Consider the following 15,407-nt stretch of genomic DNA (forward strand, 5'->3'; position numbering starts at 1 on the left):
ATGTCACGGGCTCATCCCATCATATCAATCACGGGTTCGTCGGGCGCCGGCACGACGTCGGTGAAGAAGACGTTCGAGCAGATCTTCCGCCGCGAAAAGGTGGTTGCGGCCTACATCGAGGGCGACGCCTTCCACCGCTACAATCGCTTCGAGATGCGCACAAAAATGCTGGAGGAAGCCGAGCGCGGCAACAAGCATTTCAGCCATTTCAGCCCGGAAACCAACCTGTTTGTGGAACTGGAACGGGTGTTCCGGGACTATGGCGAATCCGGCACCGGAACCACCCGTCATTACATCCACGACGACGAAGAGGCGAAGCTCTACGGCGCAGAACCGGGCACGTTCACCGACTGGCGCCGATTGCCTGAGAATTCCGACCTGCTGTTCTACGAAGGACTGCACGGCGCGGTCGTGACCGACAAGGTCAACGTCGCGCAGCATGCCGATCTCAAGATCGGCGTCGTGCCTGTCATCAACCTGGAATGGATCCAGAAGCTGCACCGTGACCGCAGTGCCCGCGGCTATACCGCGGAGGCTGTGACCGACACCATCCTGCGGCGCATGCCCGACTACGTGAACTACATCTGTCCGCAGTTCGCCGAGACCGACATCAATTTTCAGCGTGTGCCGACCGTCGATACCTCGAACCCGTTCATCGCGCGGTGGATTCCGACGCCTGATGAATCGATGGTGGTGATCCGCCTGAAGAATCCGCGCGGCATCGATTTTCCGTATCTGCTGTCGATGATCCCGCACAGCTTCATGTCGCGCGCCAATTCGATCGTGATCCACGGCGCGAAACTCGATCTGGCGATGCAGCTCATCCTCACCCCGCTGATCCTGCAACTGATGGAACGCAAGAGGCGCACGACATGAACGCTCCCCTGTCCCGTATTGCCGGCTATCCGGATGCTTCTGCTTCGCACGCGGAAATGGCCAACGCGATCCGCTTCCTGGCGATCGATGCGGTTGAACATGCAAAGTCCGGCCATCCCGGCATGCCGATGGGCATGGCCGATGTCGCCACCGTCCTGTTTTCGCGGTTCCTCAAATTCGATCCGGCCGACCCGGCATGGCCCGACCGCGATCGCTTCGTGCTATCAGCCGGTCACGGCTCGATGCTGCTGTACGCGCTGTTGCACCTGACAGGCTATGAGGGCGTGACATCGGATGAACTCAGGGCCTTCCGGCAATGGGGATCGAAGACGCCGGGACATCCCGAGTATGGCCATACCCCGGGAGTCGAGACCACCACCGGGCCGCTCGGGCAGGGCATCGCCACCGCCGTTGGCATGGCGCTCGCCGAACGGTTGATGAATGCGCGCTTCGGCGACGACCACGTCGATCACTTCACCTATGTGATATCAGGCGACGGCTGCCTGATGGAAGGCCTCAGCCATGAGGCGATCTCGTTGGCGGGCCATTTGAAGCTCAATCGCCTGATTGTGCTGTTCGACGACAATGAGATTTCGATCGATGGCGCGACTTCGCTGTCGTGCTCGGATGACCAGCTCGCACGGTTCAAGGCCTCCGGATGGTCGGCCTGCCGGATCGACGGCCACGACCCCGAAGCCATCGCCGTTGCGATCGAACGGGCCCGCACCAGCGACCGGCCGTCGCTGATCGCCTGTCGCACGCTGATCGGCTTCGGAGCGCCGAACCGCCAGGGCAGCGAGAAAGCCCATGGCGCGCCGCTCGGCGCCGATGAGGTTGCAAAGACCCGCGATGCGCTGAACTGGCCGCATCCGCCGTTCCAGATTCCGGAGCATATCATCGCGCAATGGCGCGACGCCGGCGCACGCGGGCATGCAGCCCGCCGCAGCTGGATCGAGCGGACCAAGCGCTGCGCCGCGGCGCGCTCGCCGTTTCACGATGCCCTCAATCGCAATCTGCCGTGTGGCTATGTCGACGCGATGGCGCTGCTGCGCGATCGCTTCGCCTCCGAGCGGCCCAACATCGCGACCCGGCAGGCCTCGCAGCTGGTGATCGACGGGATCGCCGAGGCATTGCCGAATTTGCTCGGCGGCTCCGCCGATCTGACCCATTCGAACCTGACGCGCGCTAAAACGCATCGGGCGGTGCAGGCCGATTGTCTCAGCGGCAGCTACATTCACTACGGCGTCCGCGAGCACGCCATGGCGGCGGCGATGAACGGCATCGCGTTGCATGGCGGCTTCATTCCCTATGGCGGCACCTTTCTCAGCTTCGCCGACTACAGCCGCCCCGCGATCAGGCTGGCGGCGTTGATGGGTATCCGCGTCGTCCATGTGATGACGCACGACTCGATCGGGTTGGGCGAGGATGGCCCCACTCACCAGCCGGTCGAGCATCTGGCATCGCTGCGGGCGATCCCCAATCTGCTGGTGTTTCGCCCCGGCGATGCCGTTGAAACCGCAGAGGCCTGGGACTGCGCGTTGCGGGCCCAAAATAGCCCGTCGCTGCTGTGCCTGTCGCGGCAGGCGATGCCGACGTTCCGCGAAGCCGGTGAGCAGAATCTGGTCGCGTTTGGCGCTTACGTCGTGGTCGATCCAGAGGAAGGCCGAGACGTCACGCTGATCGCAACCGGCTCGGAAGTATCGATCGCGATGCACGCTGCCGAACTGCTGGCGAGCGTCGACGTCCGCGCGGCCGTGGTCTCGGCGCCATGCTTCGAATTGTTTCGCCAGCAATCGCGCGAGTATCGGACCGCGGTGCTCGGACGCGTGCCGCGGGTCGGCGTCGAGGCCGCGGTCGAAGGCGACTGGGCGCGCTGGCTCGGCGATGACGGCGAGTTCGTCGGCATGACCGGCTTTGGCGCTTCCGCGCCGGCCGAAACGCTTTATCGCGAGTTCGGCATCACCGCGGACGGGGTTGCGAAGGCGGCCCTGCGCTGCATCGCGCGCGCCAGGATGGCGGTGAACGACACATGAGCGCCTGCAAACAGACAACGACACGGAGGGACCGATGGCCAAAATCACACTGAGGCAATTGCTGGATCACGCCGCCGAACGCGGCTACGGCGTGCCGGCATTCAACATCAACAATATGGAGCAGGGCCTTGCGATCATGGAGGCGGCGGCCGCCGTCGATGCGCCCGTCATCATTCAGGCCTCGCGCGGTGCGCGCTCCTACGCCAACGACATCATGCTCTCGAAGATGATCGACGCGCTGGAGGAGATGCATCCGCAGATTCCGCTGTGCCTGCACCAGGACCACGGCAATGAGGAAGCAACCTGCGCCACCGCGATCAAGCATGGCTTCACGTCGGTCATGATGGACGGCTCGCTCAAGGCCGACGCCAAGACCGCCGCGGATTACGACTACAACGTCGACATCACCCGCCGCGTCGTCGACATGGCGCACTGGATCGGCGCCTCGGTCGAGGGCGAACTGGGGGTGCTCGGCTCGCTGGAGCATGGCGGCGGCGAGCAGGAGGACGGCCACGGCGTCGAGGGTGAGGTCAGCCACGACCAGCTGCTGACCGATCCTGACCAGGCGGTCGATTTCGTCCGCGCCACCAAGGTCGATGCGTTGGCGATCGCAATGGGCACTTCGCACGGCGCCTACAAATTCTCGCGCAAGCCGGACGGGGACATCCTCGCGATGCGGGTGGTCGAGGAGATCCATCGCCGGCTGCCGAACACGCATCTGGTGATGCACGGCTCCTCCTCGGTGCCGCAACCGCTGCAGGACATGTTCAACCAGTTCGGCGGCGAGATGCCGCAGACCTGGGGCGTGCCGGTCGAGGAGATCGTCCGCGGCATCAAGCATGGCGTCCGCAAGGTCAACATCGACACCGACTGCCGGCTGGCGATGGCCGCGGCGTTCCGCAAGGTCGCGACGCAAAGCCGCAGCGAATTCGACCCGCGCAAATTCCTCAAACCGGCGATGGACGCGCTACGCGACCTTTGCCGTGAGCGCTTCGAGCAATTCGGCACCGCCGGCCACGCCTCGAAGATCAAGGTCGTTCCATTGGCCGAGATGGCGAGGCGCTATCGCTCCGGCGCGCTCGACCCACGCATCGGGGAGATGACCCATGCCGCCTGATCTTCTGATCCCCACGCTCCCGACCAGCCGCCGCACGCAACATGAGGAAACCAAGATGAACCAGCACTCGATGACCATTCGCGGCAAGGAACGCTACAAGTCAGGCGTCATGGAATACAAGAAGATGGGCTATTGGGAGCCCGACTATGTGCCAAAGGACACCGACATCATCGCGCTGTTCCGGGTCACGCCGCAGGATGGTGTCGACCCGATCGAGGCCGCGGCGGCCGTGGCCGGCGAATCCTCGACCGCGACCTGGACCGTGGTGTGGACCGACCGGCTGACGGCGGCGGAAAAGTATCGCGCCAAGTGCTACCGCGTCGATCCGGTGCCGAACTCGCCGGGGCAATACTTTGCCTACATCGCCTACGATCTCGACCTGTTCGAGAACGGATCGATCGCCAACCTGTCGGCGTCGATCATCGGCAACGTGTTCGGCTTCAAGCCGCTGAAGGCGTTGCGGCTCGAGGACATGCGGCTGCCGGTGGCCTATGTGAAGACATTCCAGGGCCCCGCGACCGGCATCGTGGTCGAGCGCGAGCGCATGGACAAGTTCGGCCGCCCGCTGCTGGGGGCCACCGTGAAGCCGAAGCTCGGACTCTCCGGCCGCAACTACGGACGCGTGGTCTATGAGGCGCTGAAAGGCGGCCTCGACTTCACCAAGGACGACGAGAACATCAACTCGCAGCCGTTCATGCATTGGCGCGAGCGCTTCCTCTATTGCATGGAGGCGGTCAACAAGGCGCAGGCTGCGTCCGGCGAGATCAAGGGTACCTATCTCAACGTCACCGCCGGAACCATGGAGGACATGTATGAACGCGCCGAATTCGCCAAGGAACTCGGTTCGGTCATCATCATGATCGATCTCGTCATCGGCTACACCGCGATCCAGTCGATGGCGAAATGGGCGCGCCGCAACGACATGATCCTGCATCTGCATCGGGCAGGGCATTCGACCTACACGCGGCAGCGCAGTCATGGCGTCTCGTTCCGCGTCATCGCAAAATGGATGCGGCTCGCGGGTGTCGATCATATCCACGCCGGCACCGTGGTCGGCAAGCTCGAAGGCGATCCGGCGACCACGCGCGGCTATTACGACATCTGCCGCGAGGACTACAATCCGGTGCGGCTCGAGCACGGCGTGTTCTTCGACCAGAACTGGGCCAGCCTCAACCGGATGATGCCGGTCGCATCCGGCGGCATTCACGCCGGGCAGATGCACCAACTGCTCGATCATCTCGGCGAGGACGTGATCCTGCAGTTCGGCGGCGGCACCATCGGTCACCCGATGGGCATTCAGGCTGGTGCGACCGCCAACCGCGTGGCGCTGGAAGCGATGATCCTCGCCCGCAACGAGGGCCGCGACTATCTGCGCGAAGGGCCGGAAATTCTCGCCAAGGCGGCAGAGACCTGCACGCCGCTGAAATCGGCGCTCGAGGTCTGGAAGAACGTCACCTTCAACTACGAATCGACCGACATGCCGGACTACGTCCCCACACCCAGCGTCGCGATGTAAGGAGCTGATATCATGCGTGTTACCCAGGGCTGCTTCTCGTTCCTGCCTGACCTCACCGACGAGCAGATCACCCGCCAGGTCCAGTATTGCCTGGAGAAGGGGTGGGCGGTGAACATCGAATTCACCGACGACCCCCATCCCCGCAACAGTTTTTGGGAGATGTGGGGATTGCCGATGTTCGATCTCCGCGACGCTGCCGGCGTGATGATGGAGCTCGCTCAATGCCGCAAGGTGTATGGCAACAGCTACATCCGAATGTCGGCGTTCGATAACAGCCACGGCTGGGAATCGGTGCGGCTATCCTTCATCGTCAACCGGCCAAAGGACGAACCCGGCTTCCGCCTCGAACGGCACGAGATGGCCGGGCGCAACATCCGCTACACCACGAAGTCCTATGCGGTCGATCGCCCCGAAGGCGGTCGTTACGGCTAGCTCGCTCGTTTCTCCTGCCGGCCGGCGGTGCTCCCTCATCGACCCCAGCCGGAAGTACTGCTCCGTCGCCATAAGGGTGGCGACGGAGTTTTTTCTCGAAAGGCGGTTCGCAGATGGATTTGGATGCCTCACCAATGACAGACCGGGTCAATCTCCGCGAAGAACTCGAGGCCGTCGGCATCGAGGAGATCCTGACCCAGCTCGACCGCGAGCTGATCGGGCTGAAGCCGGTCAAGACCCGCATTCGCGAGATCGCGTCGCTGCTATTGATCGAACGTATCCGCAAGCGCATGAATCTGACGACGGACACGCCGACGCTGCATATGTCGTTCACCGGCAATCCCGGCACCGGCAAGACCACGGTGGCGCTGCGGATCGCGGGCATTCTCCACCGGCTTGGCTTCGTCCGCCGCGGCCATGTCGTCTCGGTCACCCGCGACGAGCTGGTGGGGCAGTATATCGGCCACACCGCGCCCAAGACCAAGGAAGTGCTGAAGAAGGCGATGGGCGGCGTGCTGTTCATCGATGAGGCCTATTATCTCAATCGGCCGGACAATGAACGGGACTACGGCCAGGAAGCGATCGAGATCCTGCTGCAGGTGATGGAATCGCAGCGCGAGGATCTGGTGGTGATCCTCGCCGGCTATGGCGACCGCATGGAAAAATTCTTCGCCAGCAATCCGGGCTTCCGCTCCCGCATCGCCCATCACATCGATTTTCCGGATTATTCCAATGATGAGCTGCTCGCCATCGCCGAGCTGATGCTGCACGACATGAACTACAAGTTCAGCAACGAGGCGCGGGAGGCGTTCATCCGTTACATCGCGGCACGCGTCACCCAGCCGCTGTTCTCCAACGCGCGCTCGATCCGGAACGCGCTCGACCGCATGCGGCTGCGGCAGGCCAATCGTCTCGTCGCCGATCTCGACCGCATGCTGGACACTGACGACGTGATGTCGCTGCAGGCGTCGGACGTGCTCGCCAGCCGGGTGTTCCTGAAAGACAAGTCGTAGACCAGAGTCCAGTGCAAACCCAGCGCGGTGCGCATCACGCTCGGGCCATTTCCCGTGCCCCGCCCAGTAACTTGACGTTGAGCTTGCCGCCCGTGAACAACATGTCGTCGAGCGCCTGGCTGATGTCAGGGGACTCGACGGTCTTGCCGCCATCGCGGGCGATACTTGCCTGCGCCACGCGCCGCATCAGTTCCTTGATGAAGGCGGCGCTGACGCCCTCGGTCCGCTGCGCGGCCTCGCCGACGATGGCACCGCTGAGCGGCAGACCTCGGCCATAAAGCTGGATCAACTTCTTGCGGCCGATCTCATTGGGCACCGGCACCTCAATCGCCTGGTCGATGCGGCCGGGGCGGCTGGCCAGCGCGCTCTCCAGCTGTTCCGGCCGGTTGGTGGTGAGCACGAACAGGATGTCCGCATCCTGCTTCAGACCGTCCATTTCGTTGAGAAGCTCATTGAGCATGACTTCATCGCAAGCGCTGCTCATCTGCTCGCGGTCGCGCGCGACGAGATCGGCGTCCTCAATCACGACCATCGCCGGCTGCAGCAGCCGCGCAAGCGACATGTACTGCGCAAGAGCGCCGACCTGTGCGGCCGTGATGATCAGAGTCGTATGACCTGGCAGGTTGCTGGCGAGATAACGGATGGTGTGGGTCTTTCCGGTTCCGGGCGGCCCGTAGAGCAGAATGCCCTTCCTCGTCGATTGTCCGAGTTCACGCAGCATTGTGCGGTTTCCCACAAAGTCCAGGACGTTGCGATCGAGCAGCTTCAGTGTGGCCTCGGGCAGGATGACGTCATCGCGTTGAACAAGTGGCACCTTGTGGACCATGATGCCCCTCGTGCGCCCGCTATAACCCCTGTCGACATCGAGCGACAAAACCTTGCCGCGATAGCTGCGCGCGTCATTGACCGCGCGCTCGAGCTCGGCGAAGCAGCGTTGCGCGAACTCTGCGCCTTCGGCGCCGGCAGGCACAGCAATTTCGATCCGCGTCCCAGCTTCGCGGCTATACTCGCGGTGCGCGGAGAGCACCACGGCGTAGCGCAGATCGCCGTCGGTTCTACAAAGCCACAGGCCGTTTTCGAGACATTTGACCGGCGCGCTCTCGCCGACATCCACGTCGTGATATTGCGCGGGCGCGATGCCATGCGCATTCCGGCCGTCGCGGGTCAGTGCTGCGAAGTTCAGCGTCTCGTAGCGGTGCTCTTCATAGATGCCGAAAAACCGCAGCGGAGATGTTGAGAACAGTCTGTCCACGCCAGCTTGGACGTCCGCGCGCATGTGACCTGGGAATAGTCGCGAGGTCGAGACCAGTCGATCCATTGGAATTCCGGCAAAATGCGAGGCCAGTGCTTGGTGCGCATAATCGAATTGCTTGTTACTGGTGACATCGGGTTGATTGCGCGCAATCTCGTTCACGCAGTCATCGCAGAGGGGCGTCACGATGCCTTTCAATGTGACGATGTTGTCGCAGAAAAGTTCGCCGCAGAGCTTGCAACGACCGTCAAACAGATGGTTGTCCCCGAGAGTCGCTCTGCTCGTGATGCGGAGCGGATGACCTGACTCATCGATGCGTTGACGCGCGGCTTCCAGCATTTCGCTGGCGATGTCCCGCGGATAACTTCCGCAACTTGCCTTTCCTCCGTCCCGGATTTCTTTGGTGAATCTGAACGTGTCGGCTAGCGGCTTCTTGAAAACCGAGTGCACAAGTTCGATGACGAAATCCAGAGGCGTTTCATCGTCGTTGTGAAAGATGATCTCGCGGTGGCTAGCGGCCTTGGCATCACTCATTGGAAAATTGCCCCTGACTAAGTTCACGTCCGTTTGGCATATCGCTTCATGTCATCAGTCATTAGAACAAAACAGGAACTATGTCACTACCCCAGCGTGTAGATTATCGAAAGGCGCTGCGCCAGATTGGCCTGCTGACATCCCTCAATAAATCGGGCCCGCTCCGACACGTGCTCGAATGACCGAGTAATTTCAAAGATATGCCAAGATTCCCCAGAAGAACTAGGCTCGGACGGATCGGTACGAACCGCGGCGCCAAAAGCGCCTTTCGATCCCAAAATAAGTCAGGCTGGCGAGTCCAGCGGTAAGGCTGAATGTTGCAAGCAGGAAAGCAATCGGATGCGCGCGCAAGGACGTGTGAATCGCGAGCATGTCGATGACGGGATGGTGCAGGAGATACATCGAATACGAAATCGTCCCGAGATAGATCATGATCCGCGTCGACAGCAACGCCTTGATCGGTCGTGAAAGCAAAGCTGCGATCAGCAGGGCCGATACTGCCATGACGGACAGCGGATCGTGCCACATCTGCTGATACTCGGCCCGGGCCAGCCAGCCGGACGGGTTGAAGAATGTCAGCCAGATATTTGGGTAGATCAGGAACGGCAGCGCCGCCGCGGGTGCCAATATCCACGACCACGGCCACGAAAGCGTGGGTTGCCGCCGCATTGGGAGCAATCGCTCAACAAGCATGCCGGCAAGAAAAAAAACCAGATAATAGGGAAAGACGCGCGGCCGGTCCGGGACCTGAACAGGCAGGGCCCAATAGAAAACCATCGCCGAAACACAAATCGCGCCGAGCCAGACATTTCCGATCCGCGTTCGCAGCCACCACACGCCGATGAAGAGGAGGTAGAAATGGATTTCGACCGGAATCGTCCAGAGTACACTTGCTCCCGACAGGATCGCGTAGTGCCAGAACGCCTGGTCGAGTGAAACGGGATAGATCGACACCAGCAGTCCGGTTCGGCTCTGTACGGTATGGAGAACCAGCGCGATTGTCACGATGAAATAAAACATCGGCAACACGCGAGCCGCGCGCCTGATCAGGTAATCCTGAACGGACGCGGTTGTGAAGGAACGATCGAGATAAAGGCCGGAGATCAGGTAGCCGCTCAACACGAAGAACACCATTACCCCGACTTGGCCGCCGCCGCTGCCAAATAGGCCGCCCCACAGTCCCGTGACATTGCTGACGTGAGAGACGAGTACCATGCACGCGGCAAGTCCGCGCAGCCCGTCCAGCGATGGAATTTGCAGTTCCTTGATCGACGGCAGGTCCGTCACCACGGCTGGAGCGCGAAGGCCCGTACGCTCAGCAGCGGTTCCTGCGCAACTTTCTGATGAACGCGGGCCGGAATATCCGCCGCTCGAAAAAAGCGCATGTCGCAGCTGAAGCGGGATTGCGTTGCGGTTGGACAATCCGAGGTCCGATGCAGCAATTTGTCGCTGAACAGCAGGGCATCGCCGATGTCGAGGTCGGGGCGGGAGGTTGAGCCGTCGTGCGCCTGAAGCTCAAGCCCGGTATGGTCGTCGTTGCAGGGTGTGAACGGAACCCAAAGAATATAGGCGCTGTAGTAGTTGACGTTCGCGCCGCCGTCGGCATGCCACGCGACCGTGGAAGGCCTCGGCCGGCTGAGATCCCCTTGCGGATAGTTCTTTCGCAATCGGGAGTGGGTCAGCGAGCAGAGCACGTCGTCGCCGAGATAATGACGCAAACATGCGGCTGCCGGTGAATTCGCGACCGTGCGCAACAGCTGATAATCCTTCGTGCCGTAGTCATCGAGTGCTGCCATCCCGGTTGCGGTATTGCCGGGGTTGTAAAGGTAGGCGCGCGGGAACGGCGAATGGTCGGCGCGCTCGGCAACCTCGTAGAATGCGCGCGCGGCTTCCTGAATCATATCCATGTCCGGTCGCGGAAGAACCGAACGCAGGATCGCAAAGCCGGTGTTCGCGATTTGGGCCTGCACCGACTGCAGGAAGGCGGAAGGGGGCATGTGATGGCAGATCGTTGGTGACCGACGACAGGGAGCTTAGCCTCGCCCTTGCCGGCCGCATAGCCCCGGGGGCGCGGGCCAAGCAGGGCCTCTCTCCAATTTCGCAATGCTCCCGGCGCCCGATAGGTTTAGACTGTCGGCAGCAGACTTGCGCTGGCGCATGACCCCAACGGGCGATGAGAGAATCCGAATGACCGATGTGACCGAGAAAACCCCTCCCGATTCCCCAGCCGACGCATCCTTCCGTCCGCATTCGTCCCATTGGGGCGTGTTTTCGGCGCGCTGGCAGGGCGATGAACTCGAGGTTCGGCCGCATCCTGACGATCCCGATCCGAACAAAATCATCGATAATTTTCCCGGCGCCTTGCGCCACCGCGCGCGCGTCGCGCAGCCGATGGTGCGCCGCGGCTGGCTCGAAGGAAAGCGCGGGCCGGACGCGCGCCGCGGACGTGATGAATTTGTCCCGATGTCGTGGAAGGACGCGCTGGACCTGCTCGGCGCGGAACTCGCCCGCGTGCGGGATAATTATGGCCCAAGCGCGGTGTTCGGCGGATCCTACGGCTGGTCGAGCGCGGGCCGCTTTCACCATGCGCAAAGCCAGGTCCATCGCTTTCTGAACATCGCGATGGGCGGCTACGTCAAGTCGGTCAATTCATATAGTTCCGGCGCCGCCACCGTCGTAGTGCCTCACATCATCGGTGACTACGAGGATTTGACCAAGCGCAACGTCTCCTGGGAACAGATTGCCGAGCACAGCGATGTCGTGCTCGCCTTCGGCGGCATGGCGCTGAAGAACAGCATGGTGGCCGGCGGCGGCACCAGCAAGCATGTCGAGCGTGGCGCGATGGCGCGCGCCGCCGAACGCGGCTGCCAGTTCATCCACGTCAGCCCGCTGCGCGGCGATTTGCCTGATGAAGCCCGCTCGCAATGGATCAGCAACATTCCCGGCACCGATGTCGCCCTGATGCTGGCGCTGGTGCATACGCTGGTGGCCGAGGGACTGCACGATCGGGCTTTCCTCGATCGCTTCACGGTCGGCTGGCCGGTGTTCGAGCGCTATGTTCTGGGCGAGACCGACGGCCAGCCCAAGGACGCGGCATGGGCCGCCGCCATCACCGGCGTCGCCGCTGACACCATCGTCGCGCTTGCCCGCAAGGTTCACGGCCGCCGCGCGCTGATCGTGGTCTCGCACTCGCTGCAGCGCGCCGAGCATGGCGAGCAGCCGGTCTGGATGGGCGCGGTGCTCGCAGCAGTGCTGGGGCAGATCGGCCTGCCGGGCGGCGGTTATGCCTACGCGCTCGGGGCCATCGCCTATTACGGACGGCGCTACAATTCCGTGCCGACGCCGACGCTGTCGCAAGCGCGTAACGGCATCACCGAATTCATTCCGGTCGCCCGCATCGCCGACATGCTGCTCAATCCCGGCGGCACCTATCGCTACAACGGCAAGACCAAGACCTATCCCGACATCAAGCTGGTCTATTGGGCTGGCGGCAATCCGTTCCATCATCATCAGGACATCAACCGCCTGCGCAAGGCCTTCGCGCGGGTCGATACGCTGGTGGTGCATGAATTGGGCTGGACCGCGACGGCGCGGCATGCCGATTTCGTGCTTCCCGCGACCATGACGCTGGAGCGCGAGGATATCGGCGCCAACGCCAACGATCCCTTGCTGGTGCCGATGCAGCAGATTGCGCCGCCTTATGGTGACGCGCGGGACGATTACGTCATCTTCTCCGATCTCGCCGAACGCCTCGGCAAGCGCGAGGAATTCACCGAAGGCCGCAATGTCCGCCAATGGCTGGAGCATCTGTATGAACCGACACGGAAGGGGCTGGCGGAGCGTAATCTGCCGGCGCCGACCTTCGACGAGTTCTGGAAAGGCGACGGCCTGATCATGCCGCAACACCCGGACGATGGCGGGCAGCTGCGCCGTTTCCGCGAAGATCCTGATGGAGCGAAGCTGCCGACACCCAGCGGCAAGCTCGAGATATTCTCGGAAGTCATCGCGGGCTTTGGCGAGGCCGACTGCCCCGGTCATCCGGCCTGGCTCGAGCGGGTGCAGGTGCCGGCGCCTTCGGCGCCGCTGATCCTGGTCGCCAACCAGCCAGCGACGCGGTTGCACAGCCAGCTCGACTTCGGTGGCCACAGTGCAGCTTCAAAGCAACGCGGACGCGAGGTCGCATGCATGAATCCGATCGACGCCGCCGCGCGCGGCATCAGCGATGGTGACATCATTCGGCTGTTCAACGAGCGCGGCGCGTGTCTTGCAGGCGTACGCGTCACCGACGATATCCGCCAAGGCGTGATCCAGCTTGCTACCGGCGCCTGGTATGATCCCGCCGATCCGCAGGAAGAGGCCTCGCTTTGCGTGCACGGCAATCCGAACGTCCTGACGCGGGACGTCGGCACGTCCTCTCTGGCGCAGGGCTGCACCGGGCAACTGACGACCGCCGAGGTCGAACGTTTCACAGGCAATCTGCCGCCGATCCAGGCCTACGATCCGCCCGTGACCGCGAAGCGCGGAAGCTAGGCCATGGATAAAGTTGATCTCTGCTTCACGCCGGCAACGGAGCTGGCAGGCGCGATCCGCGCCAGGAAACTCTCATCCGTCGAAATCACGTCGACGGTGCTGGAGCGCATCGCAGCCCTTGAGCCCAAACTGAATGGCTTCGCGCATCTGGCGGCAGCGCAGGCGATGGACGCCGCGGCGGCGGCCGACAGCGCGCTCGCCAAGGGAGATTCGCTTGGGCCGCTGCACGGCATTCCCGTCACCATCAAGGATCTCGAACCGGTGCGCGGCATGCCGTTCGAACGCGGGACCTATTTGTTTCGCGGCGAGGTCGCGCCTGCAGATAACGTCGCGGTCGCGCGGCTCCGCGAGGCGGGCGCCATCATCCTCGGCAAGACCACCACGCCCGAATTCGGCTGGAAGGGCGTCAGCCACAGCCCGCTGACCGGCGTCACGCATAATCCCTGGAAGCTCGGTTTGAACGCCGGCGCGTCTTCTTCCGGCGCCGGTGTCGGTGCCGCCGCAGGTTACGGCCCGCTGCATCAAGGCAGCGACGGCGCCGGCTCGATCCGCATGCCCGCGCATTTCTGCGGTGTCTACGGAATCAAGCCGACCTACGGACGCGTGCCGCAATCGCCGATGACGCCGAGCGACAACACCGTGCACCTCGGTCCCTTGACGCGCACGGTCGCGGACGCCGCGCTGATGCTGAAAGTGATGGCCGGCCGCCATCCCGACGATCAGTCGAGCCTTGAAGGGCCGCCGGCCGACTATCCCGCACAGCTTGCGAACCGGCCACGCGCGCCGCGCATCGCATTCAGTCCGGATCTCGGCCATGCCCGCGTCGATCCTGATGTGGCGGCATTGGTGCGCAAGGCCGCGGAGGCGTTCGAAACCGAGTTCGGCTGGCGCGTCGAACAGGTCAAGACGCCGTGGGGACCAAAGGGCCCGGAGCTGGCGCGCTTCTTCTGGCCGGCGCATTACAGCCGTTACGCCGACCGCGTCGCCGAATCCCGCGACCGGCTGGATCCGGGCTTTGTCGCGTGCTTTGAGGCCGGACAGCACATCACGCTGCCAGACTATCTGAAAATGAAAGTCGCAAAGCTCGCCTATTGCGCGGAGATCCACCATTTCTTCGAGGAATGGGATTTTCTGCTGACGCCTGCGGTATCCGTCGCGGCATTCCCCGCCACGAAGCTGCAGCCCGATCACTGGCCGCAACATCCGTGGGACTGGATGTCGTGGGCGGAGTTTTCCTATCCGTTCAACTTGGCGCAGAATCCGGCCGCGTCCATTCCTTGCGGCTTCACCACATCAGGCCTGCCGGTCGGGCTGCAGATCGTCGGCCGGCGCTGCGACGATCTCGGCGTGCTGCAAATGTCCGCCGCGTTCGAGGCTGCACGTCCCTGGGCCTCCGCGCGTCCGCCGATTGCTTGAGCAACGCAACGACGGACGCTTATGCCACTTCCAGCGCGCGCGCGTAGGTCAGCCCTGAATTGGCGATGTGTGACGTCATCAGCGTCTCGAAAGCCGGGAGCTCGCCGCGCTCGAACAGGTGGAGCAGCTTGCGGTGCTCGTCGAACGAGGCCGGTGTCTGGACGTCAACCGGTGCGCTCAAATTGGTGCGCAGCGCGGCCACGCGTCCCGATACCAATTGATAGGACTCGACGAGATAGCGATTGCCGCAATGCGCAAAGAAGGCCTCATGCAGCGCGGTATCCGCTCGCCCATAGGCGACGTTGTCCTTGGAGGCCAGCGCCTGCTCCATTTCCGAGATCGCGGACCGCATCGCCGCGACGGCGCCGGCGCGGTCATGACGATAGGCGAGTTCGGCGGCCTTGGGCTCGATGATGATCCTGAACGCGCAAAGTGCCGAGATGTCGGCAGCGCTCGGGGTAAAGACGAAGCTGCCGACCTGCGGCCTTATCACCACGAGCCCCTGCGATTGCAACAGACCCATCGCTTCCCGCACCGGCGTTCGGCTGACGCCGAACGATTGCGCGATCATCTCTTCGGAAATGACCGCACCCAGTCCGAATTCGCCGTCGATGATGGCCTGACGCAGCCGCAGCATGACCCGCTGCGACAGCGACTTCGGTGCATCGAGCTTGAGTGACTTCATTGG

The 15,407-nt window shown here is 62.9% G+C and carries 12 protein-coding genes; 8 read left to right on the top strand and 4 right to left on the bottom strand.

The window, feature by feature from the left end:
- The 6 genes from ABIE49_RS27390 (at position 1) to cbbX (ending at position 6,987) form a co-directional block, all read left to right on the top strand.
- Entirely contained in the window at positions 1-876 is an 876-nt protein-coding gene (locus ABIE49_RS27390) for a phosphoribulokinase (RefSeq protein ID WP_192736658.1), read from the top strand.
- The gene (tkt, locus tag ABIE49_RS27395) at positions 873-2,909 is read left to right on the top strand and encodes a transketolase (protein ID WP_192736657.1); all 2,037 of its coding nucleotides are present in this window, start codon (positions 873-875) and stop codon (positions 2,907-2,909) included. The genes ABIE49_RS27390 and tkt overlap by 4 nt, the downstream gene beginning before the upstream one ends.
- 34 nt (positions 2,910-2,943) lie before the next feature.
- Complete coding sequence (fba, locus tag ABIE49_RS27400) at positions 2,944-4,026, top strand: class II fructose-bisphosphate aldolase (protein WP_192736656.1); 1,083 nt, start codon at positions 2,944-2,946, stop codon at positions 4,024-4,026.
- 55 nt (positions 4,027-4,081) lie between these two features.
- A complete protein-coding gene (locus ABIE49_RS27405) occupies positions 4,082-5,542 on the top strand; it encodes a form I ribulose bisphosphate carboxylase large subunit (protein WP_192736926.1) in 1,461 nt (486 codons plus the stop codon).
- Positions 5,543-5,554: 12 nt separating this feature from the next.
- Positions 5,555-5,974 (top strand): ribulose bisphosphate carboxylase small subunit, encoded by a 420-nt coding sequence (locus ABIE49_RS27410; protein ID WP_192736655.1) that lies wholly within the window; start codon positions 5,555-5,557, stop codon positions 5,972-5,974.
- 134 nt (positions 5,975-6,108) lie between these two features.
- On the top strand, positions 6,109-6,987 hold the full coding sequence (gene cbbX, locus ABIE49_RS27415) for a CbbX protein (RefSeq protein WP_192736654.1): 879 nt from the start codon (positions 6,109-6,111) through the stop codon (positions 6,985-6,987).
- A 34-nt stretch (positions 6,988-7,021) separates the two neighbouring features.
- On the opposite strand, the gene ABIE49_RS27420 is transcribed toward cbbX, so the two are convergent.
- From ABIE49_RS27420 to ABIE49_RS27430, 3 genes are all read right to left on the bottom strand, one after another.
- Positions 7,022-8,773, bottom strand: coding sequence for an ATP-dependent Clp protease adaptor ClpS (locus tag ABIE49_RS27420; protein WP_192736653.1), 1,752 nt, complete (start codon positions 8,771-8,773; stop codon positions 7,022-7,024).
- A 222-nt stretch (positions 8,774-8,995) separates the two neighbouring features.
- Complete coding sequence (locus ABIE49_RS27425) at positions 8,996-10,063, bottom strand: acyltransferase family protein (RefSeq protein ID WP_210337310.1); 1,068 nt, start codon at positions 10,061-10,063, stop codon at positions 8,996-8,998.
- On the bottom strand, positions 10,057-10,770 hold the full coding sequence (locus ABIE49_RS27430) for a phytanoyl-CoA dioxygenase family protein (protein WP_210337309.1): 714 nt from the start codon (positions 10,768-10,770) through the stop codon (positions 10,057-10,059). Before ABIE49_RS27430 ends, ABIE49_RS27425 begins: the two co-directional genes overlap by 7 nt.
- A gap of 190 nt (positions 10,771-10,960) precedes the next feature.
- On the opposite strand from ABIE49_RS27430, the gene ABIE49_RS27435 reads away from it, so the two are divergent.
- Together ABIE49_RS27435 and ABIE49_RS27440 are read left to right on the top strand one after the other, a co-directional pair.
- Positions 10,961-13,303 carry a molybdopterin guanine dinucleotide-containing S/N-oxide reductase gene (locus ABIE49_RS27435; RefSeq protein ID WP_192736651.1) on the top strand — a complete coding sequence of 781 codons (2,343 nt, stop codon included), beginning with the start codon at positions 10,961-10,963 and terminating at the stop codon, positions 13,301-13,303.
- 3 nt (positions 13,304-13,306) lie between these two features.
- Positions 13,307-14,719 (top strand): amidase, encoded by a 1,413-nt coding sequence (locus ABIE49_RS27440; RefSeq protein ID WP_192736650.1) that lies wholly within the window; start codon positions 13,307-13,309, stop codon positions 14,717-14,719.
- A gap of 19 nt (positions 14,720-14,738) precedes the next feature.
- Here ABIE49_RS27440 and ABIE49_RS27445 read toward each other — a convergent pair whose 3' ends face one another.
- Positions 14,739-15,404, bottom strand: coding sequence for a GntR family transcriptional regulator (locus tag ABIE49_RS27445; RefSeq protein WP_192736649.1), 666 nt, complete (start codon positions 15,402-15,404; stop codon positions 14,739-14,741).
- Positions 15,405-15,407 lie beyond the last annotated feature (3 nt).

The organism is Bradyrhizobium sp. OAE829 (assembly GCF_040546575.1).
Taxonomy (GTDB): Bacteria; Pseudomonadota; Alphaproteobacteria; order Rhizobiales; family Xanthobacteraceae; genus Bradyrhizobium.

What these genes read in the sequence shown, in the direction of transcription:
- ABIE49_RS27390 (WP_192736658.1), top strand. Translation starts at nt 1, where the DNA reads ATGTCACGGGCTCATCCCATCATATCAATCACGGGTTCGTCGGGCGCC.
- tkt (WP_192736657.1), top strand. Translation starts at nt 873, where the DNA reads ATGAACGCTCCCCTGTCCCGTATTGCCGGCTATCCGGATGCTTCTGCT.
- fba (WP_192736656.1), top strand. Translation starts at nt 2,944, where the DNA reads ATGGCCAAAATCACACTGAGGCAATTGCTGGATCACGCCGCCGAACGC.
- ABIE49_RS27405 (WP_192736926.1), top strand. Translation starts at nt 4,082, where the DNA reads ATGAACCAGCACTCGATGACCATTCGCGGCAAGGAACGCTACAAGTCA.
- ABIE49_RS27410 (WP_192736655.1), top strand. Translation starts at nt 5,555, where the DNA reads ATGCGTGTTACCCAGGGCTGCTTCTCGTTCCTGCCTGACCTCACCGAC.
- cbbX (WP_192736654.1), top strand. Translation starts at nt 6,109, where the DNA reads ATGACAGACCGGGTCAATCTCCGCGAAGAACTCGAGGCCGTCGGCATC.
- ABIE49_RS27420 (WP_192736653.1), bottom strand. Translation starts at nt 8,773, where the DNA reads ATGAGTGATGCCAAGGCCGCTAGCCACCGCGAGATCATCTTTCACAAC.
- ABIE49_RS27430 (WP_210337309.1), bottom strand. Translation starts at nt 10,770, where the DNA reads ATGCCCCCTTCCGCCTTCCTGCAGTCGGTGCAGGCCCAAATCGCGAAC.
- ABIE49_RS27435 (WP_192736651.1), top strand. Translation starts at nt 10,961, where the DNA reads ATGACCGATGTGACCGAGAAAACCCCTCCCGATTCCCCAGCCGACGCA.
- ABIE49_RS27440 (WP_192736650.1), top strand. Translation starts at nt 13,307, where the DNA reads ATGGATAAAGTTGATCTCTGCTTCACGCCGGCAACGGAGCTGGCAGGC.
- ABIE49_RS27445 (WP_192736649.1), bottom strand. Translation starts at nt 15,404, where the DNA reads ATGAAGTCACTCAAGCTCGATGCACCGAAGTCGCTGTCGCAGCGGGTC.